The following is a 20995-nucleotide window of genomic DNA, read 5'->3' as shown; positions in this document are numbered from 1 at the left end:
CAACTCGCCTTTACAATTCATGCCTCACCAACAACAATCAGCGCATGCGCCTCTCTCGCTTCCTCGCCGTCTCTGCACTCCTGTTCACCTTCCTTCCTCTCGCTGTCCATGCCCAGCAGCTTCCTACAGCCATCACCACCGACCCCGTCCCCGACAAGAACAACCCCGCCACCTTCGAAACCTTTCAAATCCCCAGCCACGGCGCGCTCCTCAACGCCATCGCCTACATCGCGCCCGGCCCTGGCCCACATAAGGTTGTGCTTCTCCTTCACGGCTTCCCCGGCAACGAAAAGAATCTCGACCTCGCCCAGGCTATCCGCCGCGACGGCTGGGACGTCGTCTACTTCGACTACAGAGGCTCCTGGGGCTCGCCCGGCGACTTCTCCTTCACTCACTCCATCGAAGACACGCAGTCCGCCATCGCCTACATCCGCGATCCCGCCAACGCAAAGAAGCTCCACGCCGACCCGTCCTACATCGTTCTCATAGGCCACAGCATGGGCGGCTTCCTCGCCCGCTACGTCGCGGCACAAGATCCCGCCATCAAAGCCGTAGGACTCATCTCCGCAGCCGATATGGGCGTCGACGCTGCCCTCTCACTCAAAGCTCTGTCCGCCAGACCCGAGCAGCAAAAAGCAGCCGTCGCTGCTCTCGCCGCTGGGTTCGCCCAGGAGGGCATGGCCCCCCTCGCCGGATGCACCCCCGACAGCCTCGCCAACGAGGTCTTCGCAAACGCAGCCGCGTGGAACATCCCTGCCCTCGCCCCAAAGCTCGCCACTCGCACCATGCTCATCCTAACCTCCGACGACGGCCTCGCGCCATCCAATGAAGCCTTCGTAAAAGCGCTTTCGCAGACAGGCAATCAGGAGATCACCGCCATCCACATAGCCACCGACCACTCCTACTCCGACAGCCGCACCGCTCTCGAGAAAGCAGTTCTCGATGGCCTCGACTACCTGCAGAACCGGCAGCAAGCTCCCAGGTAGCGAGGATGTCCCGCCACGCCGAGACGATAAACTGCTCTCAGAGCCGCATCTAACCGGCGAAGGAGACGAACACCTTTGATCAGAGCCACCCTCAGCGCCGCTGCTCTCCTTGCATCGCAGTCAAACGTGCCTTCGGTCGAAAATCTCCACTTCCGTCACAGCTGGTTTCTGGCAATCTTTCTCTTCTGCACTGCTCTTGTCTTCGCAAATCTCTTCCACTACGTCATCTTCCGCGTGCTGCGTCGAAAGGAAGAGCAGAGCAAAACCTTCGGCTGGGGCGTGCAACGCTACCTCGGCAAACCAGCCCGTGCTGTCTTCCTCCTTACCTGTCTCCTCCTTATCCTCCCGGTCGTACCAGGCCTGCCCGACAGACTCGAAGACACCATCCGCCAGGGCCTTATCATGGCGATGGTCGCCTCCCTCGGCTGGTTCGCCGTCGGCTGCATCTACGTTCTGCAGTCCATCATGCTGCGTCGCTACGACCTCAACGCAGAAAATAATATCCAGGCTCGCCGCGTCCACACTCAGTTTCAGCTCTTCCGGCGAATGCTTATCTCCTTCGTCGTCATCATCGACATCGGCGCTCTCCTTTGGACCTTCAACGACCCGCGCATCTGGCACTATGGCTCTGGCCTCCTCGCCTCCGCCGGCATCGCCTCCCTCATCCTTGCGACCGCCGCCAAATCCACTGCGGCAAACTTCCTCGCCGGCCTCCAGATCGCCCTCACCGAACCCATTCGCATCGATGACGTCGTCGTCGTCCAGGGAGAATGGGGACGCATCGAAGAGATCAACTCCGCCTACGTCGTCATTCGCATCTGGGATCTCCGCCGCCTCATCGTCCCCCTCAGCTACTTCATCGAAAACTCGTTCCAGAACTGGACCCGCGAGTCCTCCGACATCATGGGCACGGCCTTCCTCTACGTCGACTACTCCATCCCCGTCGAAGCCCTCCGCCAGCAGCTCGAAGCCATCGTCCACCCCTCGCCTCTCTGGAACAAAAACGTCTGCGGCCTCCAGGTCACCAATCTCACCGACCGTTCCATGGAGCTCCGCTGCCTGATGAGCTCTCGCAACTCCAGCGAAAACTTCGATCTCCGCTGTCTCGTCCGCGAAAAGATGACCGAGTGGATCCAGCAGAACTACCCCACCGCCTTCCCCACCACGCGCTTCGCCTCCCGCCCCGAAGAGAATCTCCCACCCGACACCCCAAGGGAGACACAAGTCACGAAGTGATCGCCGAATCGGGTCCCCACTAACAGGTCTTCGTTTGTGGGGTGACTAAGCGCAGGAAGCCCGTCCGGCAGGACAAAATCGCCGGCCTGCAGCCAAAGTCAATCGAACCGAGGTAGATGTTGCATGTCAGTCGCGGGAACCATCTCCACGTCGCCGCCCGCCTTCACCCAGGCCTTCATCCCACCCGTGATCACCTGCGTATGACAGTTCTCCTGCATCAACATGTGCGCCACCCGCACGCTGGTCGTATCGCGAAGACAGCTGCAGTAAAGATAGATCTCGCACTCGGGCACCATAAACTCACGCAGTGCAATCAGCTCTTCCTTCAACCGATGCGGTTCCACCCGAATCGAGTTCTTGATTCGCTGCATCCCGGGATCGTAATACCCATGACTGCGTACATCCGCAATAATCACGAGCCTGTCCGGCGTTATGCTCTGCAGGCGTTCATAAAGATTGTCTGCCGTAATCCGGTCGATGCCTCTGTACCGCTGCGCTCTCATCGTAAAAACAATCAATGCCAGCGCATATCCAAACCCGAGCAGAAGAAGAAGGAATAATGCAGCATGGCTCACCCGGCCAATCCACTCCGCAATCTCCCGCAGAAATCCGCTGAACCTGAAGCCGATTGCCAACCACAAAGAACAATAGATCAACGCTCCAAGCGCATCGAGCCGCAGAAACCGCCAGAGCTTCATATTCAAAGCTCCTGCCAACGGAGCCGCCATCGCTCCAAGCCCCGGAATAAACTTGGCGAACAACAGCGTCTTCTGCCCGCGCCGGTAAAAATATCCTGCCGAACTGAAGATGCACTGCTCAGGGTTCAGCGATACACGGCACATCCCCGACAGCAGCCACCATCCCGTGTATCGCCCGCCAAAATAAAGCAGCGTGTCACCCAACACCGCTGCAATCCAGGCCACAGCCGCCACCATGGTTAGCTTCAGGCCATGCTGCGAAGCAGCGCCTGCGGCCAGCAGTGTAATCGACATCGGGAGAGGCAGCCCCAGCGCCGCCAGAAACATCACCATCGCCGTCACCGCGTATCCATGATTCGCTATGACGTCCATCAGGCCCATTCCCAAACTTCTCCGGCATTCCCAAAATATGATGTAGCCTACGCCTCTCCCCATCGCGCAGGCCATACAACCTTAGAACTCGACCCTCACTCCCAGCTGCATCTGTCGCTCCGGCGACTGTCCCGTAGACGCCGCCGTAAACGTCCCAAAAGGCCGAACGCTGAGTCCCTCCGCCGCAACAGTCGCCGCACTCTGAAACACCAGCGGCGTAACACCATTCGTCTCGGTACCCACAAGATACGCCCGCTGCATGATCGCAGAGTAGTTCACTCTGTTCGTCAGATTGAACGCCTCGACCAGCCCCCTAATCTTTATTCCTTCATGCACCACCACCGCCCTGCTCAAACGCAGATCGACCCGACCTGTATCCGGCAGCCGCAGCGTATCTCTCCCAACCGTCGGCAGGTACGCAGCGCCGCCCGAACCGTTAATACTCTCGTGGCCGCCCGAAAGCCTCGTCCCGCCGAAGATCTCCAGGCTATACGGCCTCCCGCTCGTCTCGGTAAAGATCGGAGCGACCGCCCAGCCATTCGCCACGCTCCTCACCCAATGCCGCTCCACAACAAACTTAGGCTCCCAAACAGCACTCGCCACGATCTTATGTGGATAGTTCAGCGCCGCCAGCCCCTTGTCATACCGCACATCGAACGGATCGAACTGCCCGTTGGTCCGTGGTGAAGCCCCACCGCTCTGCCCATAATCAATCGCCTTTGCCCACGTCCAGCTCGCCCGAAACTCCAATCCGCCCCGGCTGCGGCGTCGCGCCTCCATCACCAGCGCGTTATACGATGCATTCGCATTCGAGACAATATCTGTCACCGGCCCGAAACTCGTATCCAGGCGCTGCGTGTAAGAAGGAATCACAAACGTCTCCCCATCTCTCACCCCCAACGCACCGGTCCCACCCTGCAGCTGAAACTCCTTCATCGTCGTCGAAGGAGAAATATTGATATCCACTGAGTTCGGCAACTGCCGGTCGAGATTCAACAAGTAAGTCGCGCTCGCAACCGTCCCTCCGCCAATCCCATGTTCAATCGAAAAACTGCCCTGCTGCACAGCAGGAAGCCGAAACCTCCGATCGAAGACCATCGCCGAGGTCGTCTTTGCCACTGCTGCCGGCGGAGCCATCAGGTAGGAGCATGCATACCCGAATCCCTGGTTCGAAACCTGCGGACAACCCGTCACCGTCGTCGGCAGAATCAGCACACTCGTCGTCGATGCAGCCAGCGCCGTATTCGCCAGCGCACTGCTCACCGTAGCCCCAGGCAGCCTGCCATAGAACAAGCCGTACCCGACGCGAACCAGCCCGCGGCCCAATCCAAACGGCTCCCACGCCACACCCGCCCGCGGGCCAAAGTTATTCCGATCCTCCGGAAACACGCTGGTCGCGCCCTTCTGTCCAAACGTTGCATCCAGCAGCGCATTAGGCTGTTGAGGCAAAGGTAAGAACTCGTATTCGTAACGCAAGCCGGCACTAATTGTCAGCTCGGGCCTCATTCGCCAATCCTCCTGCAAAAACCCCGCCCACTCCTGCGTATCGAAGGACACCTCCTGTTGTCCGAAGCTCTGCGAAAACGATCGAAAACAAAAATCATGCACCGCTGCCGTAATCGACGGACACCCGCCATTCGGATAAGCGTTCACGTTGAACGTATAGTCGGTGATCCAATCCACCAGCCCACCCGCGTGACCGCCGGTCGTTCCGCTGTCATACTGAAACGCCCCTTGCGGATTGTTCAGACTCGAAATCTTGTCATGCACGAAACTGACATCCACTCCAGCCTGAAGCTGATGCCGCCCTCGCACCAGCGTCCACAGATCAGCCAACTGAACCTTCTTCTCATCCGGATAAGCCGTCCGCCCCAGCGAACTCGCCGTGCCAAAGGTAAACCCGTCCGGCCCAATCGCAATCTCAGGAGCGTACCCACCCGGTGCCACCGTCGGCTCCTGCGGAAGAGGCTTCGGAGCCGTCTCAAACTGAAGGTCCCCCCCATACTGAATCCTCAGCTCCTGGCTCAGCTTCGGCGACGCCCTCCAGCTCCATCGCCCCAGCAGCGAATCCACCTTCGCCTCGCTGCTTCCCATACTCGCGGTTCCAAGATCCACCACCGGAGCCGACCGCACCCCAAACGGCGAACTCGCCCGCGCCCGGTCATACTGCAAGCTCACGCGATGACTCTCCGAAGCCTGCCAGTCGATCTTGCCGAAGTTAATCGTCTGGTCCTGCCGCCTCGCAACCGTCCCCGTAAGACTGTCAAGGTAGTTCAACGCAGCATCTACCTTCGCTCGCGACACACCCCGATTCGCCAGCAACGCCTCCTGCGTCGCCGTCAGCAGGTAAAAATTCGGATCGTCAGGAGTCGAAATAGCCGGGAACGACCGCCGCTGCTGGTCGTACGCATAAAAGTAAAAAAGCTTGTCCTTCACCACCGCCCCACCAACGCTCCCTCCGAACTGCTGCCGAAGATCGTAAGGCTTCACCGCCACGCTCGTACTCATACCGTCCGTATAAGTCGTCGCGATCGAAAAAGGATTCGTCGCTCCAAACGCACTCGACCGCACCAGGTAGAACCCCGTCCCATGCAACGCATTGGTTCCGCTCTTTGAAACCGTCGTGATGATCCCGCCCGCCGCATGTCCGTACAGTGCCGAGTAGTTTTGCCCACTCACCCGAAACTCTCGTACCGCCTCCTGCGAAAACGTGTAGGCCGCACCTGCATGACGGCCATATCCACCGCCGCCATCCACGCTCCCGGCGCCCACCCGTCTCGACGACCCCGTCTCTGCTGCATCTTCCACTTCAGCGGCACTCTCCCCACCTGTCCCACGCGGCACAGCACCAAAGCTCTGGTCATCGTCTCCACCGTCGATCCGGCTGCTGTTCTGGGTCGAAGCCACTCCGCGAAAACTCAGCAGACCCTCTCCCTCTGGATCGGAGTTCGCCATCGGCGTCAACAGCGCAAACGTCTGCCAGCGTCTTCCGTTCCCCGGCGTTCGTTCTATCTCATCGGAGGCAATCACGCTGGCCGTCGCCGCAGACGCAGCTTCATCGACCTCTACCGTAGCTGGTGCCGCCGGGGTTGCGGTGACATTCACCGAAGTCAGCACCCCACCGACTCGAAGCCTGGCCACAACAGAGCTCACACCGCCTACCTCAACCACCACCGGCTCCAGCGTCAGATCCGCAAACCGCTCATAGTCCACGTCTACCCGGTACTCTCCCGCTGGCAGATGCGACACGGCGAACTCGCCTCTACTCCCGGTCTTCACCGACGCCGTCAATCCATTCGCGATCTCCCGCACCTGCACCTCTGCTCCCACCAGTGCAGAGCCTGTGGCATCGACGACATATCCATTGATCGCCCCATCGACCGAGGTCTGGCCCCACGCGCACCCCGCCAGGGCTGTAGTGGCGCACCACCACAGCAACCAAGCCCGAATCTTGACCCTCACCTCTGCGCGCACCCTCGCGCGTCCCAGACACAACGACATGCACTCTCCGCGGATTCTGTACTGCTCTACGCCGCAATCACGGGAAGATAAAAAGGTACGCTCGCGATGTCACTTTGATATCCGGACAAAGCGTTGCAGTCAGGCCCTGGCATCATGCTGGAGACAAGGAGACTCTATGAGAGTAGCCGCAGGCGAGGTGATCTTGAAAGACCACTTCCGTGTTAATGAGAGAAAGTGACAGCCGAAGCCGTCGCCCTCAGCAGCTGCGCGCAACCCGCGATCCGGCGCCAAACCCGCGGTGCGGCCCACATCCTAGTACACTGAATACTGAACAATGTTTATCGATGAAGCAAGAATCCGCATTAAGGCCGGCGACGGCGGCAACGGCTGCATGGCCTTCCGCCGCGAAAAGTTCGTTCCCAAAGGTGGCCCCTCGGGCGGCGACGGGGGCCACGGCGGCGACGTCCTCATGTCCTCCTCCCTCAGCCACAACACCCTCGTCCACTTCCGCTACAACCCTGAGCACAAGGCCCAGCGCGGCGGTCACGGTCTCGGCTCCAACTGCTCCGGCTACGCAGGCGAGAGTATTACTCTCAAAGTTCCCGTAGGCACCCTCCTCTACGACGACGCGACCGGCGAGCTCATCCATGACTTCGCCCGCCCCAACGAAACCATCGTGATCTCCAAAGGTGGTCGCGGCGGTCGCGGCAACCAGCACTTCGCCACCAGCACCCACCAGGCCCCCCGCGAGCACGAGCTCGGCCGTGCGGGCGAAGAGCGCGCCTATCGTCTCGAACTTCGCCTTTTGGCCGATGCCGGTCTCGTCGGCTACCCCAACGTCGGCAAATCGACCCTCATCTCGCGTCTCTCCGCTGCCAAACCCAAGATCGCCAACTACGCCTTCACCACGCTCGAGCCCAACCTCGGCGTCGTCCAGGTCGGCGACTTTCCCCACACCGAGTCCTTCACCATCGCCGACCTGCCCGGCCTCATCGAAGGCGCGCACCTCGGCCACGGTCTCGGCATTCAGTTCCTCAAGCACATCGAGCGCACCAGTGTCATCGTCCATCTCGTCGACGTCTCCGACTCCAGCGCCGCCGAAGGTACCGACCGCCCCGACCCCGTCGCCGACTACAAGGTCATCACCGAAGAGCTCAAGAGCTTCGATCCCGCACTCGCTGCCAAGCCCACCATCCTCGTCGCCGCTAAATCCGACGTGGCAAATCCAGACAAGCTGAAGAAGCTCACAGCCATGGCAAAGCGCCGAAAGCTCCCCTTCTTCGCTATCTCCTCCGTCGCTGGCGAAGGGATCGAAGCGCTCAAGTTCGCCATCGCCGAGATGGTCGCGACCCATCGTCCCATCGATCTGGAACCAGAAGCACCCGAGCCAGCGAAGATCCGTCCCAACTACCCCCCACCCCCAAACTCCGCCAAGGGCCGCGCCTAGCACCCGTTCATCGTCACGAATTGATGCTCTCCCTTGAGATCTGACTCTGGATCTGACAAAGAGAGTCAGCCAGTCTGTAAGCGGAAGGTCTGTTCCTTCCGTTACAGCTGTTCGTCTAACAATAAGTAACTAACCATCAAGGAGTAAGAGTGCAACAAACGAAGACAGAACTGGAAGAGTCTCTCCACCAATTTGTAACTACCTGGAGGCTCCTCGCGCGACCGTTTCCTCAAGCCGACCTATCGGATAAGCCTAGTCTAGCGGTGAGTTGGCCAAGCACTCACTTTCCTTTTTACAACATGGTCTTCCTGACAGAAGAGTTGAGGGATACGGATGTATTAGGTGACAGGGTTCGGGAGGCAGCTACCTACTTGCGTACCAACCAGGCCACCGGCATGTTTCTGGTTTGCCTAGATCGTCTCAATGGAACAGCAGAGAATAGTTTTAGCTCGATACTGAAACAGGAGAAACTTGTTCCTGCAATTCCCATGACTGGCATGGCTGGGGATGTTCTTCCCCTCGCAGGCACCGCACACCCAGAGGTAAGATTCGTACGAATCTCTGATGACAAGACAATCCAGACGTTCGCAGAGATCAACTGCGCGGCGTATGGCCTCCCAGCTGAAACTGCTCTTTCCCTGGTAAAGGAGCATACCCTCTGGAGCGAGCATGCCTATGGGTTTCTGGCTTATGTCGGCGACACACCAGTGGCAACTGCGACCGCGATCGTCAATGACGACTGTATCTTTCTGTTCCTCGTCGCGACAATGCCTGACGCACAGCGGAAGGGGTATGGCAATGCCGTCGTGAGACATGCGTTGAATACAGCCTACGAGGCAACCGGCATCATGCGGTCCGTTTTGCACGCTACCGAGGCCGGCTATCCTGTGTATCTGCGTCTTGGCTATCATCCGACCGGGAAGTTCATTGGCTGCATGCTCGAGAGCTAATACGTGTCTGCATGGGAATCACCTGACCGTGGAAGACGCCATACTATCGGCGTCTTCCACATTCCCGCCGCAGTCGACTGTAGCCGTAGATCGAAATGATTAAATAGGTCGAAACAGCTGTCAAGTGGTCTGAGGCATAAGCCATTTAGAATAAGCAGCTTATCGTTGGCGTAAAGCTGGCGACCGAAAGCTATACTTATTTAGACAGAGCTAAAATCAAGTCGCACTCCAAATCAAGTAGCTCATCGACCCTAAGTAATTGATTGCAGGTATTTTGCGCGTAAGCTACCTGCAATGAATACTTTGCAGTCAGAGGCCCTCTGCAAATAAAACAAAACAATAAACTTACGCGCAAGATCCCCCACCCCCCGGGGGGTACCCCTTCAACTAGGTAGAGACACTTGCAAATCCGTACCTCACGCGAGTAGGGTTTAACGCGGACCCAGGCAGTCGCTGGGACAGGTGGTATCCGGCCAAAGTCGCCTCAGCGACACGCGGCGGAACTGCACTGGAGATTTGTAATGAGTTTGACCACGTTTTCTACAGAGCGAGCTGGTGCCCAGGGTGGGCAGCACGCTGGCTCCTCTCCCAAAGTTACCGTCCCTTCACTCCTCGAAAAAAAGCAGCTCAGCCAGCCAATCACCGCCGTCACCGCCTACGACTACGCCACCGCAAGGCTCGTGGAGGAGGCCGGCCTCGACGTCATCCTCGTAGGCGACTCGCTGGCCATGGTGATGCAGGGCCACGAAAACACCCTCGCCGTCACCATGGACGAGATGGTTCTCTACACCCGTGGCGTACGGCGGGCAGTGAAACGCGCCCTGCTGGTCGCTGATATGCCCTTCGGCAGCTACCACACCGAAGACAGCGAAGGCATCACCAACGCCATCCGCTTTGTCAAAGAAGCCGGGGCGGAGGCGGTCAAGTTGGAAGGCGGTCGCGAACGAAAGCAGCTCATCCAGCGCATCGTAGCCGCTCAGATCCCCGTCATGGGGCACATCGGCCTCACTCCTCAAAGCGTTCATCGCATGGGAGGCTACAAGGTACAGGGCAAGACGATGGAGGCGATCGACGCGCTCCGCACCGACGCCCTTGCCCTCGAAGAGGCAGGCTGCTTCGCGATCGTACTCGAGGGGGTACCCCGCGAGCTCGCAAAGATCATCACCGACGAGCTCCATATCCCCACCATCGGAATCGGAGCCGGCCCCGACTGCGATGGGCAGATCCTCGTACTGCACGACATGATGACCATGACCTTCTCGCCTCCAGCTAAATTTGTAAGGCGATACGCAGACATAGGGGGGGCCATGCGCGAAGCATTGGAAGAATACCGGCGCGACGTAGAAGCCCGGACCTTCCCCTCTGATAAGGAGAGCTATCACTTCTCTCGAGAGATGCGAGAGCTTATGGGCGAACCAGTTGAGGTAGTGGGATAACCAAGCTGCATCGAGTGCGCCACAAGGAAAGCTTGATCGCGAAGCTGGCTTCACCTGCATTGGTTTGTTCATGAAAAAAGCAATGGTTAGATACACCGCTGGAAGCGGAGAGGGAATGTTATGCAGGTCGTAAAGAGTGTTGCGGAGATGCAGGACATCTGCCGCAAACTCCGTAGAGGAGGTGAAGCGCTTGGCTTTGTGCCGACGATGGGTGCACTTCACGAAGGTCATCTCTCGCTTATCCGCCGTGCGCGAGCCGAATGTCAGGTGGTGGCGGCATCGATCTTCGTGAATCCTCTCCAATTTGCTCCGGGAGAAGATTTTGCTCAGTACCCACGCACCTTCGAAGAAGACTGCAGACAACTCGATACCGAAGGTGTAGCTGTTCTCTTCGCCCCTGAAGCAGAGGAGATGTATCCCAGTGGTGCCGTAACCTTGGTGACCGTCTCTGGGATCGGCGATCGGTTGGACGGAGCTTCCCGGCCTGGCCACTTCACCGGCGTAGCTACCGTCGTCGCAAAGTTATTTCATGTGGTGGCACCCGCTCGCGCTTACTTTGGCCAGAAGGACGCTGCACAACTGGCTGTCCTGCGGCAGATGGTTCAGGACTTGAACTTCGACCTGGAGCTGGTGGGCTGCGAGATTGTGCGAGATAGGGATGGCCTCGCCCTGAGTAGCAGGAATAAATACCTTAGCGGCAAGGAGCGCGATCAGGCTCTCGTCTTAAGTCGGACACTCAATCAAATGAAGCAGAGCATCTCCAGTAGAGAGCGGCAGAGTGCGGCACTATTACAACTGGGAAAAGATGCCCTGAATGGAACTGAAGGAGTCCGATTGGATTATCTGGCTATCGTCGATTCAAGGACGCTGCTCCCTGTACCCTCTGCAGAAAAAGGGGTCCTGGTAGCAGTAGCGGCCTACGTTGGGCGGACGCGATTGATCGACAACTTCCTCATCGCCTGAGATCTTTAGAACGGTGAATGCCCTGGTAGACGCCCGCGAAGGATGACACGGAAGTACCATGTATTTCCTTGAATTGGGCGTTTATTCAGTCCATGCTTTAGTAACATCGAGGCACGCTACCGATGGTGGCAACCAGTTCTCCATACGCTGACGACAGAAGGATGGAAACGCGGATAGAGGATGCAAGGGCATGATCTAAGAAAGAAGTGAATTCAAGATGCCGAGCACTTCCATTCATGAACTCGCAATTGAGCAGATCGAACGGCTTTCCCAAAGAGGGTTTCGACGAGTAACGCTGCCGAAGCCTCTTGAAAACGCCTTCGAACAGTCGACTCGCGCGCAACGCTCTGAGCGCCTTTGGATTGAGGGACTCGTTGCGATCGGTCTCTTCAATATTTACGTTCTCGTTGATCACTTTCTTCAGGGCAACACCTCTTGGCTGCCCTTGCAGATTCGCCTGTGTGTCGCCACCCCCCTCGCCCTGCTGATCAATGTCAGCATGAGGTGGAGCCCCAGTAAGTTTTATCGCGAAACGAGCATCGCAGTGGTGACCTGCATTATCGGAGTAACGCACCTTTACCTTGAGAGCAATAAAAGTTCGACAGCCTCCGCCTACGCCCAGGTGGGGCTCATCGTAGCTGTGATCTTTGTGAACGTCGTGATGCGGCTTCAGTTTGCCTACGCTCTCAGTGCGTCTGCGATTTTGCTGGCCAGCGATCTGATCTTCATACAGCGAGATCCTTTTCTGAACTCTCCTGAGAAGTTGCTTGGAGTCACGCTGGCGATAAGCGCTATCTTCATGACGATGATCGCAAACTACAGCATCGGACGGGATGAGCGCTTAGGTTTTCTGATGCGGTTGCGGAGCGAGATCCAGAGCAAAGAGCTCTCTTTCCTGAACATAGAGCTACAAAGGATCTCCTGCATCGATAGTCTCACCGGACTCGCCAATCGACACGCTTACGAGCTGCAGTTTGCCAAGCTGTGGCGTGAATCGATCGAAGCCGGCTCGTGCTTCTCGGCCATCGTGATTGATATCGATCATTTCAAGCTTACAAACGACACCCGTGGGCATCTCTATGGAGACCGCGTACTGGTTAGAGTTGGATCTCTCCTCCTGCAGAGCCTTCGCTGCAAGGACGACTTCGCAGCCAGGTTTGGAGGGGAGGAGTTTGTGGTTCTGCTCCCCGATACCAACCAGGAAGGAGCCATGATCGTTGCAGAACGCATCCGCAAGCTCGTCGAAGTAGCTGGCTCTCCCGCTCTCACCGAACCCGGCAGCCATCCCCGTCTATCTACCGTAAGTTGTGGCGGAGCCTCCTGCACCCCCAGCGATGCCAGCTGTAAGGAAGATCTGCTCGACGCTGCTGATAAAGCTCTTTACCAGGCAAAAGAGCAGGGTCGCAACCGTGTTTGCTGGGGAGAACTAGAGAGTAAACATAAAGAAAATTCGCCAGCTTCCAAGCGATCCACTGTGTTTTCGACAAACATCGGTTAGGTTACTTGCCGATGCAGAAGCTAAAAAACTAGGAAAATTCCGTACTGCAGGGAGCCTATGCGTAGCCTCGCAGTTTGTTGACAATCTGGTGGTCAAGAAACTCCGCATGAGCAAGGTTCTCAGAGAAGACCACTGACACCGGGGAAGTGGTTGTCCTAGCTTTGCGCCTGGGAACTACTGCGGCACCACCGCTTTCGCTACTCGAAGACTTATCGAAGTTCTTGAACGCTTCAGATGGCTTGCCTTTGGGTTACCGAAACAGCCGACCCTCTCAGATCAAAGATCTAATTACCGGCCAGATTCCCGTCCCTGCTGCATGAGGCAAAGAACAGATAGTTGATCTCCCTGGTACCGAGTTTAATTTCGAATTGGACTCGCCGACTTGCCTGAAGGTCGGCGCTCTAAATTCAGTGAACTTTCTCGTAATGGTGCAAACCCGTATTTGAAATGCACATTTGTTCATGATATTTCTTGTTTGTGCACGATTTATCACTGCCCACATCTAGTAGAGAAATGATCGCGGAAAGATTCGATGCGGGACTCTCTGTTATCGCTTCCGAGTTGGCGGAAGAGTTCCAGATTTCGGAGGATGCGATACGGCGTGATCTGCGCGCAATCGCCGCAGAAGGACATTGCAAGCGGGTGTATGGGGGCGCCCTTCCTGTGTCGTCTGCCTCTGGGTCGCTGACAGAACGCATTCCGGTTCAATCAAGTGAAAAGATTCTGCTCGCGCGGACCGGCGCGCGCCTGATTCAACCGCGAGGGTTGATCTTTTTGGACGGGGGCAGCACGAATCTGGCACTGGTAGCAAAGTTGCCAGAGAACAAATTCCTAATCATTGCGACTAATTCAGTTCCGGTGGCGAATGCTGTCTTTAACCGGAAGGGGCTCAGGCTGCTTCTGGTCGGCGGCGCAGTAGAAGCGGAACTAGCCGCGTGCGTCGATGTCGAGGCTGTTCTCGCAGTGCAGAAGATGAATATCGATCACCGCTTTCTTGGCGCCTACGCAGTTTCTTCGCAATTAGGCATTGGAGGATTCAACCCTGCAGATACACTCTTCAAATGTGTCCCGCTATCCCGCAGCCAGAGAGTAACTGCGCTCGTGACGCTCGACAAGCTTGAGACCCGAGCACCGCACGTCATCGGACCGCTGGAGTTCGTCCATGAGTTGGTTGTTCCACACGATACCCCCTTCCATCTTTTAGCGACGCTCGGAAAGGCCGGTACCACCGTTTTGACTGCCGACGAGCCACCTCAACCCGTCGCGACGGGAGCATGACGTGTCATCCGTCGCTGATCACTCAAAATCACGTCTAGCCACGCGGCTTTGTTTTGCCGCGGCTGGCTTCGGGGTGGCCTGTTGGGCTCCTCTTGTTCCCTTCGCCAAGACCCGACTCGGGATTGGAGATGGCGCCCTGGGATTTCTGCTCCTATGCCTTGGGGCCGGCTCGGTTGCCGCAATGCCAATCACTGGAATCCTCGCGACGAAATTTGGCAGCAAACCCATCATCCTCGCTGGTGGCTATGGGGTATCGCTTTTTCTTCCGCTTCTAATGCTTATGGATCGTCCAGTGTCTCTCGGAGCAGTACTTATGCTGTTCGGCGCGTCGCTCGGTTCCCTGGATGTCGCCATGAATCTCCATGCAGTGGAAGTGGAACGGGCTTTATCGCGTCCGCTGATGTCGGGATTCCATGCTCTGTTCAGTATCGGAGGATTCGCCGGGTCGGGATTTATGACGCTCATGCTATCCAGCCATATCTCCCCGTTCCACAGCTGCATCATCGGTTCCATCGCAGTCGCATCAGCTATCACTGCGGCGGCTCCGTATCTGCTGCGAACGGGCAACGAAACTCCAGGTCCCTTGTTTGTTGTACCCCGCGGTATTGTTCTGGTGATTGCCCTACTTGCGTTTGTCTCATTTCTAGTCGAGGGAGCGCTGCTCGATTGGAGTGCCCTACTGCTGGTAACCACCAAGATGGTCGCGGCTGCCAGAGGCGGAGTCGGCTACATGCTGTTCTCGATAGCCATGACAACAGGACGTCTCACTGGGGATCGCGCGATCACGGGGCTGGGCGATCGCAAGGTGTTCCTGTTCAGTGGACTTACGGCGGTCTGTGGCTTTGCGGTCTTGCTTGCTTCGCAATACACTCCGCTCGCTCTGGCCGGGTTCGTCCTTATCGGCCTTGGAGCGGCAAACATCGTGCCAATTCTGTTTCGGCGAGCTGGAAATCAGCGGGAGATGCCTGCCCCGCTTGCTCTTGCTGCCGCTACATGTGCGGGATATGTAGGCTTGCTTGCAGGGCCGGCGTTGGTGGGCTTTATCGCCCATTCCGTTGGGTTGCGAGGAGCTTTTGTCGCTCTCGCACTTCTTATGTGCCTCGTCCCAGCCCTGAACAAGAGTGTGAATAAGTTATAGTGGCGACTTCGCGTATTTGAATGGAGACAGCTTTGGATTTGAGGGAAAGTTCATTGAGAATGCGAAGGAATGATATGCAGCCCAACCGCGTATGGATCGCAGTACTTCTTGTTATGTTTTTTGCCGTTCCCCTCACCATCACGGTGGACGCCCAGGAGAAAGGGGCACCAGATGATGCTGTCTCGCGGCGCGCAGATGAACTCCTGAAGAAGCTGACTCTCGACGAGAAGCTTCAGTTGATTCTCTCCAAGTATCCCTCCAATGCCTCACCAGGTGGCGGAGGCGGATATATCGAGGGTGTAACGAGGCTCCATATTCCCGACATCAATATGTCCGATTCGAGCACCGGATCAGGGAGCACAACCCAGCCGAGCTCTACTTTCCCTGCGACTATTGCTCTTGCTGCCAGTTGGGACAGGCAGTTGTCTTATGACTACGGAGGTGAAGTAGCGATCCAGTTGCGCGCCCAAGGATTCGCAATGGGTCTTGGCGGAGGTGCAAATCTCACAAGAGAGCCCAGAGGAGGCAGGTCATTCGAGTATTTAGGCGAAGATCCACTCCTCGCCGGGGAACTGTTGGCTGAGCGCACGAAAGGGACTCAGAGCCAGAAAGTGATGGCGTCGATCAAACACTTTGCGGGAAATGAACAGGAGACTAACCGCATGGGTGGAGACAGCCACATCGATGACCGCACCCTGCGAGAGCTTTATTTATTACCTTTTGAAATCGCCGTTGAACAGGGCCATCCGGCAAGCGTTATGTGCAGCTACAACCGGCTGAATGGCGACTATGCCTGCGAGAATTCAGCGCTTCTTACTAACATTCTGAAGACGCAATGGCAGTTTCCCGGACAGGTACAGTCGGACTGGGGAGCGACTCACACGACGGCAAAGGCGATCAACGCCGGCCTCGATGAAGAAGAAGGAAGCGATGCGGGACCCTCTTACTTCGGGCGTGTCCCGGTCCTATTCGCGTTGGCAAACCATGACATCACTCAAGAGCGGGTCGACGATATGGTGCGCCGCAAACTCTATTCAATGATTGCTTCCGGCGTTATGGATTATCCTCCCCACGGTGGAGAGAAGATTGACTTCGATGCGGCGCGGACCTTTGCACAATCTGTAGAGGAACAATCCATCGTATTGCTCAAGAACGATCGCAGGCAGCTTCCGCTATCAACCTCAAACCTGAAGCATATTGCGGTCATCGGCTCCCATGCAAACGTAGCTGTGATGTCTGGTGGCGGTTCTGCAGATACGATGCATCCGGTGACGGGCTCGTTCCCTGGGTGTGAAGGTCTGGAATTCGTCGACCATAATGGCTGCGGATGGTGGCGCAATCCGTGGCTGAAAGTTCCTGTTCCCCTGACAAAAGCCATTCGCGAATTGTCGCCGGCCAGCGAAGTCGAATTTTCTGGGGTCCAGGACGAGCAAGCCCCCTTCCGCGCATATAGTCCGGGCGAAATCGCCGATGCAGTCGCGTTGGCACGTCGGTCAGACATCGCAATTGTCGTAGTCGCGCAGCCTGCTGGAGAAGATTTCGGAGATTTGAGGACTCTCAGTTTGCAGAACCCTTCGAACCAGAACGAACTGGTAGATGCTGTTGCAAACGCCAACCCTCATACGATCGTTGTGGTCCAGAGTGGTAATCCGATTCTGATGCCTTGGAAAGATAAGGTCGCGGCGATCGTCGAAGCCTGGTATCCAGGCGAAGCGGGAGGCAGAGCGATTGGCAATGTCTTGTTTGGCAAGGTGGATCCGTCCGGCAAGCTGCCGTTTACGTTTCCTGCCCGGGACGAGGATACTCCCACATGGGGCGCTACCGGTGCCGTTTCTAAAGATCCTGTCTATTCCGAAAAACTCAATATAGGCTATCGATGGTACGACGCGAAGAAACTTGCACCGCTTTTTGAGTTCGGCTACGGGTTGTCGTATACCAACTTTACATACTCGGACCTCTCCCTGAAACGCGATCCAGACCACACTCTCCATGTGTCGTTCACGGTCAAGAATGACGGCACTGTTGAAGGTGCAGAAGTTCCGCAGGTCTACCTGGGAATTGACTACGCCGGGGAACCACCTCTGCGATTGGGTGGCTGGAGCAAGGTTCGTTTGAAACCTGGAGAAAGCCAACAGGTCGATATCACAGTCTCGCCCAGGACCCAAAGCGTTTGGGACACGTCCGCCAGTGATTGGCGGTATATTCCGGACGCCGTCGCCTACGTGGGCTCCTCCTCGCGAGACATACGCTTGAAAGAGCGATGATATGCGACGGAGAACAGCATCAGGCAAGACTGGATTCCACCCAAGTCACAAAAGGCAGGTGATATCACGATGAAGTTCTCACACCGACAGTTTCTTGCACGCTCGGACTGGCCACCGCATCGTTTCAGTCACACTCGACGCAGATGCCGGACGACGTTCTGGCAGTGAGTAATCCCTGTCGAGTCGTTCGTAGAACAGAGCAGTGAATCGGGCATTATGCTGCTGTCCGCTTTATGCCGTAGCGGCGGGTTAGCCACACACGAACAGGCTCATCGAAATACTTAAGAACTAGCCATGCCAAGGCGGTCACGAATGGCAGAAGCAGGAAGATCCAAGTCAGCAGAACGGACTTGGCTGGATGTCTCGTATGAGCGAAGTTCGCGATGATATATACGAACGGGATGTGGGTGATGTAGAGGGGATAGGAAAGCCTGCCGCTGAACTTGCACAACCTCATCATGCCTGCACCAGCATTAGAGTGCGCGCCACAGATAATGATGAGCGGGAATAGAAACAGCACGCACGCAGCATCATAGAGACCATTGAAAGAAAGCCCACCTGCGTTGGGGAACTTCGGCGCCTGAAAGATGACTACAAGAAGAACCGAGAGAGACAGGAGTCCAATTTTTGGACGGCGGATGCGACCCTGAATACGAAACAGCCAGAGCCCCATCACAAAAGAGACGGTCAACCGCAGGGGCGCCATCCAGATATCCGGGTAGCCCCAACCCCCATCCAGTGAACCTTTCACATTCCCGACCCATATGAGGAGCAGCCCGGAGACTCCGAAGATGATTCCAAGTGTGAGCGCACGCAACCGGCGAAGAATCAGAGCGTACGCGATATTTCCGAGATACTCCTGCATGAGGGACCACGCTGGCCCATTCAGTGCCTGGCTTTCGTCCTGTCGGCCCCCTACTGGCGGAGAAGGCAACAGGAGAAGTGAAGTCACATAGGCCAGCAGTAACATCGGCGTTGACGTCTGGTTTATCCCCTTGCCGAAAGGATCGAGAAGATAGCCGAGAAGACCAAAGGTCGCGCCCACCAGCACCAGCGGATGAAGCCGAATGAGCCGGATGCGAAAGAATTGGAGGGTAGACATACGAGTCCATCGGTCATCGTAGGCATAGGCGACGACAAAGCCGGAGAGCCCGAAGAAGAAATCGACTGCCAGGTAGGCGTGGTGCATTAGGCTCAGAGGAGTATCCCAGCCGAATGAGTAATTGAAGACGTGAAAGATAACAATCAGGATGGCCGCACTCCCTCTCAACCCATCCAGCACTTCAAAGTGTTCTTTCCCGGTGCTCGTCCGATCAGACTCAACTGCGCTGCCCGTCTGACCCAGAGCTGATACGTCGTTCATTCGAGAGGTCTCCTATCTTTCGGACTTCAACTTGACCTATAAATAAACCGTTACTGGAGGTACAGACAGCTCTCATCGGTCCATTCCGGAGTGGATTTCGACGAGTGGTCAATCTCAGTGGATCCGAAGACTTGCCCTCAAAGGGGTGCTCTCTGAAGATGGTCCAACCAGAACGCCGTATTCGCCATTAGTCAGCATCCATGTGTCCTTCGATTCGTCGAAGGTCTGCAACACCTGCGGATCGATTGCAACGGTGACATCCTGTGACTCGCCAGGCGCAAGAGTCACACGCTTCCAACCGACCAGGCGTTTGAACGATTCATCAGCTTCCTTGGGAAGTGTGGCGTAGACCTCCGCGATCTCAGTCCCTGTCTTTCTGCCCGTGTTCTTTACTGCAAAGCGGACTGTTTTCGCGGATGAATCGACGCTTAGGCCGGAATACGCGTAGGACGTATACGAAAGGCCAAAACCGAACGGAAACAACGGTTGCTTATGCTGGGCTTCGTACCACTTGTAGCCGACCTCTGCACCTTCGTCATAGTGCACGGCATAGCTGGAGACACGCGTTTCGGAGTTCACAGCATAATGCCCTTGGCCTTCGTCATTCGGAGGAAGGGGCGCGATTAACGGGCGAGGAAGATCCGTCTCTCCCTTAGGGAAAGTCATCGCCAGCTTGCCAGACGGATTGACCTCCCCGAGAAGGATGTTTGCTAATGCCTTGTGCCCGGCGCTACCCGCATACCAGGCTTCAACGACCCCGGCCACTTTGTCGATCCAGGGCATAGTAACGGCAGTCCCTGTTTCGAGAACGACGATAGTATGCGGATTGGCCTCCGCTATCTGCTCGATCAGCGCATCCTGGCTGCCCGGAAGTGAAAGATTCGGCAGGTCCATGCCTTCGGACTCCCACTGATAGGCGAAGACAATCGCCACATCTGCAGTCTTTGCTAAAGCTGCCGCTGACTGCAGATCCGTTCCCGGATTGAATTCAATCTTCATGTTCGGCAACTTTACTCGTAGCGCCTGTAAAGGAGAAGTCGGAAACCAGATATGGTCCTGCCAATGCGTTGCTCCTTTACCAGGAGGCATAATGGCATTGCCGCCAGGCGGATCAACTTGTGCAGAACCACCACCTGAGATCATTCCAACATCCGCATGTCCGCCGATGATTGCAATGCTGCGGATCTTGGAAGGATCGATGGGGAGCACCTGGTTGTTCTTCAGGAGAACGATGCTCTTTTCCTCGATACGCTGCGCAACCTCAAGCCCCTTTTCTACGTTAACCACACTCTTACGCGGAGGATCATCGACGATTCCAGCTAAAAATTCCGCGTACAAGACCCTGCGAGCATGGTCATCGATCTCGGACAGAGGTACTCTCCCTGCGTCTACGGCCTCCTTCAACTTCGGCCCGAAGTAGTCGGCCATAGGCTGCTCTTGATCGAGTCCGGCAGCCGACGCCTTTTCCGTACTATGCGTGCCGCCCCAATCCGAGATCACGAACCCTTTGAATCCCCAGTCCTTCTTGAGAACATCGTGCAGCGTGTAAGAATTTTCACAACCGAAGTCTCCCTTGATTCGGTTATAAGAGCACATCACGGCACCAGGATTGGCGATAGAGATCGCGATGTGAAAGGCCAATAGATCGGACTCCTGCATCGCGCGTTTCGAGATGACAGAATTCACCACGAACCGTCCAGTCTCTTGGTCGTTGACTGCGTAGTGCTTGATATCGCCGATGACATGCTGTTCCTGCTCACACTTCATCATGTTTCCAACGAGGGTTCCGGCAAGAAGCGGATCTTCACCCGCGTACTCGAAGGTCCGCCCGTTTCGGGGCTCGCGAGTGAGATTCACGCCTCCTCCCAAAGTCACGTCGAAACCCTGCGCCCGAAGTTCGCCGC

The 20995-nt window shown here is 56.7% G+C and carries 14 protein-coding genes; 10 read left to right on the top strand and 4 right to left on the bottom strand.

Translation table 11 applies throughout. The annotated features are described in order from the left end of the window. The first annotated feature begins 44 nt into the window (after nt 1-44). Nucleotides 45-986 carry an alpha/beta fold hydrolase gene (locus GSQ94_RS04660; protein WP_158942150.1) on the top strand — a complete coding sequence of 314 codons (942 nt, stop codon included), beginning with the start codon at nt 45-47 and terminating at the stop codon, nt 984-986. A gap of 75 nt (nt 987-1061) precedes the next feature. Beyond that, complete coding sequence (locus GSQ94_RS04655; protein ID WP_158942149.1) at nt 1062-2222, top strand: mechanosensitive ion channel family protein; 1161 nt, start codon at nt 1062-1064, stop codon at nt 2220-2222. A gap of 98 nt (nt 2223-2320) precedes the next feature. On the opposite strand, the gene GSQ94_RS04650 is transcribed toward GSQ94_RS04655, so the two are convergent. Continuing rightward, entirely contained in the window at nt 2321-3301 is a 981-nt protein-coding gene (locus GSQ94_RS04650) for a VTT domain-containing protein (protein ID WP_158942148.1), read from the bottom strand. 72 nt (nt 3302-3373) lie between these two features. Next, complete coding sequence (locus GSQ94_RS04645) at nt 3374-6793, bottom strand: TonB-dependent receptor (RefSeq protein WP_158942147.1); 3420 nt, start codon at nt 6791-6793, stop codon at nt 3374-3376. Between the two features lie 295 nt (nt 6794-7088). On the opposite strand from GSQ94_RS04645, the gene obgE reads away from it, so the two are divergent. The 8 genes from obgE (at nt 7089) to GSQ94_RS04605 (ending at nt 17728) form a co-directional block, all read left to right on the top strand. Next, nucleotides 7089-8201, top strand: a complete 1113-nt coding sequence (obgE, locus tag GSQ94_RS04640) for a GTPase ObgE (protein ID WP_158942146.1) — start codon at nt 7089-7091, stop codon at nt 8199-8201. 149 nt (nt 8202-8350) lie between these two features. Then, nucleotides 8351-9151, top strand: a complete 801-nt coding sequence (locus GSQ94_RS04635; protein ID WP_158942145.1) for a GNAT family N-acetyltransferase — start codon at nt 8351-8353, stop codon at nt 9149-9151. Between the two features lie 521 nt (nt 9152-9672). Beyond that, on the top strand, nt 9673-10587 hold the full coding sequence (panB, locus tag GSQ94_RS04630; RefSeq protein ID WP_158942144.1) for a 3-methyl-2-oxobutanoate hydroxymethyltransferase: 915 nt from the start codon (nt 9673-9675) through the stop codon (nt 10585-10587). A gap of 120 nt (nt 10588-10707) precedes the next feature. Beyond that, complete coding sequence (panC, locus tag GSQ94_RS04625) at nt 10708-11550, top strand: pantoate--beta-alanine ligase (protein WP_158942143.1); 843 nt, start codon at nt 10708-10710, stop codon at nt 11548-11550. A gap of 217 nt (nt 11551-11767) precedes the next feature. Continuing rightward, nucleotides 11768-13048: a GGDEF domain-containing protein gene (locus GSQ94_RS04620; RefSeq protein WP_158942142.1), complete on the top strand. Its 1281-nt coding sequence runs from the start codon at nt 11768-11770 to the stop codon at nt 13046-13048. Between the two features lie 513 nt (nt 13049-13561). Then, nucleotides 13562-14326 carry a DeoR/GlpR family DNA-binding transcription regulator gene (locus GSQ94_RS04615; RefSeq protein ID WP_158942141.1) on the top strand — a complete coding sequence of 255 codons (765 nt, stop codon included), beginning with the start codon at nt 13562-13564 and terminating at the stop codon, nt 14324-14326. A gap of 181 nt (nt 14327-14507) precedes the next feature. Further along, complete coding sequence (locus GSQ94_RS04610; protein ID WP_254063654.1) at nt 14508-15464, top strand: MFS transporter; 957 nt, start codon at nt 14508-14510, stop codon at nt 15462-15464. Nucleotides 15465-15496: 32 nt separating this feature from the next. After that, nucleotides 15497-17728 carry a glycoside hydrolase family 3 protein gene (locus GSQ94_RS04605; RefSeq protein WP_254063652.1) on the top strand — a complete coding sequence of 744 codons (2232 nt, stop codon included), beginning with the start codon at nt 15497-15499 and terminating at the stop codon, nt 17726-17728. Nucleotides 17729-17942: 214 nt separating this feature from the next. On the opposite strand, the gene GSQ94_RS04600 is transcribed toward GSQ94_RS04605, so the two are convergent. Both GSQ94_RS04600 and GSQ94_RS04595 read right to left on the bottom strand, forming a co-directional pair. Beyond that, nucleotides 17943-19091, bottom strand: coding sequence for an acyltransferase (locus GSQ94_RS04600; RefSeq protein ID WP_158942139.1), 1149 nt, complete (start codon nt 19089-19091; stop codon nt 17943-17945). Nucleotides 19092-19205: 114 nt separating this feature from the next. Next, the gene (locus GSQ94_RS04595) at nt 19206-20948 is read right to left on the bottom strand and encodes a glycoside hydrolase family 3 C-terminal domain-containing protein (protein WP_254063678.1); all 1743 of its coding nucleotides are present in this window, start codon (nt 20946-20948) and stop codon (nt 19206-19208) included. Between the last annotated feature and the right edge of the window lie 47 nt (nt 20949-20995).

The organism is Granulicella sp. S190, assembly GCF_009766095.1.
Taxonomy (GTDB): domain Bacteria; phylum Acidobacteriota; class Terriglobia; order Terriglobales; family Acidobacteriaceae; genus Edaphobacter.
Note: the sequence above shows the minus strand (reverse complement) of the source record. Positions and strands in the feature narration are given on the sequence as shown.

Excerpts from the sequence above, each read along its gene's own strand:
- GSQ94_RS04660 (WP_158942150.1), top strand. The coding sequence starts at position 45 with ATGCGCCTCTCTCGCTTCCTCGCCGTCTCTGCACTCCTGTTCACCTTC.
- GSQ94_RS04650 (WP_158942148.1), bottom strand. The coding sequence starts at position 3,301 with ATGGGCCTGATGGACGTCATAGCGAATCATGGATACGCGGTGACGGCG.
- GSQ94_RS04645 (WP_158942147.1), bottom strand. The coding sequence starts at position 6,793 with ATGTCGTTGTGTCTGGGACGCGCGAGGGTGCGCGCAGAGGTGAGGGTC.
- obgE (WP_158942146.1), top strand. The coding sequence starts at position 7,089 with ATGTTTATCGATGAAGCAAGAATCCGCATTAAGGCCGGCGACGGCGGC.
- panB (WP_158942144.1), top strand. The coding sequence starts at position 9,673 with ATGAGTTTGACCACGTTTTCTACAGAGCGAGCTGGTGCCCAGGGTGGG.
- panC (WP_158942143.1), top strand. The coding sequence starts at position 10,708 with ATGCAGGTCGTAAAGAGTGTTGCGGAGATGCAGGACATCTGCCGCAAA.
- GSQ94_RS04620 (WP_158942142.1), top strand. The coding sequence starts at position 11,768 with ATGCCGAGCACTTCCATTCATGAACTCGCAATTGAGCAGATCGAACGG.
- GSQ94_RS04615 (WP_158942141.1), top strand. The coding sequence starts at position 13,562 with ATGATCGCGGAAAGATTCGATGCGGGACTCTCTGTTATCGCTTCCGAG.
- GSQ94_RS04610 (WP_254063654.1), top strand. The coding sequence starts at position 14,508 with ATGCCAATCACTGGAATCCTCGCGACGAAATTTGGCAGCAAACCCATC.
- GSQ94_RS04600 (WP_158942139.1), bottom strand. The coding sequence starts at position 19,091 with ATGAACGACGTATCAGCTCTGGGTCAGACGGGCAGCGCAGTTGAGTCT.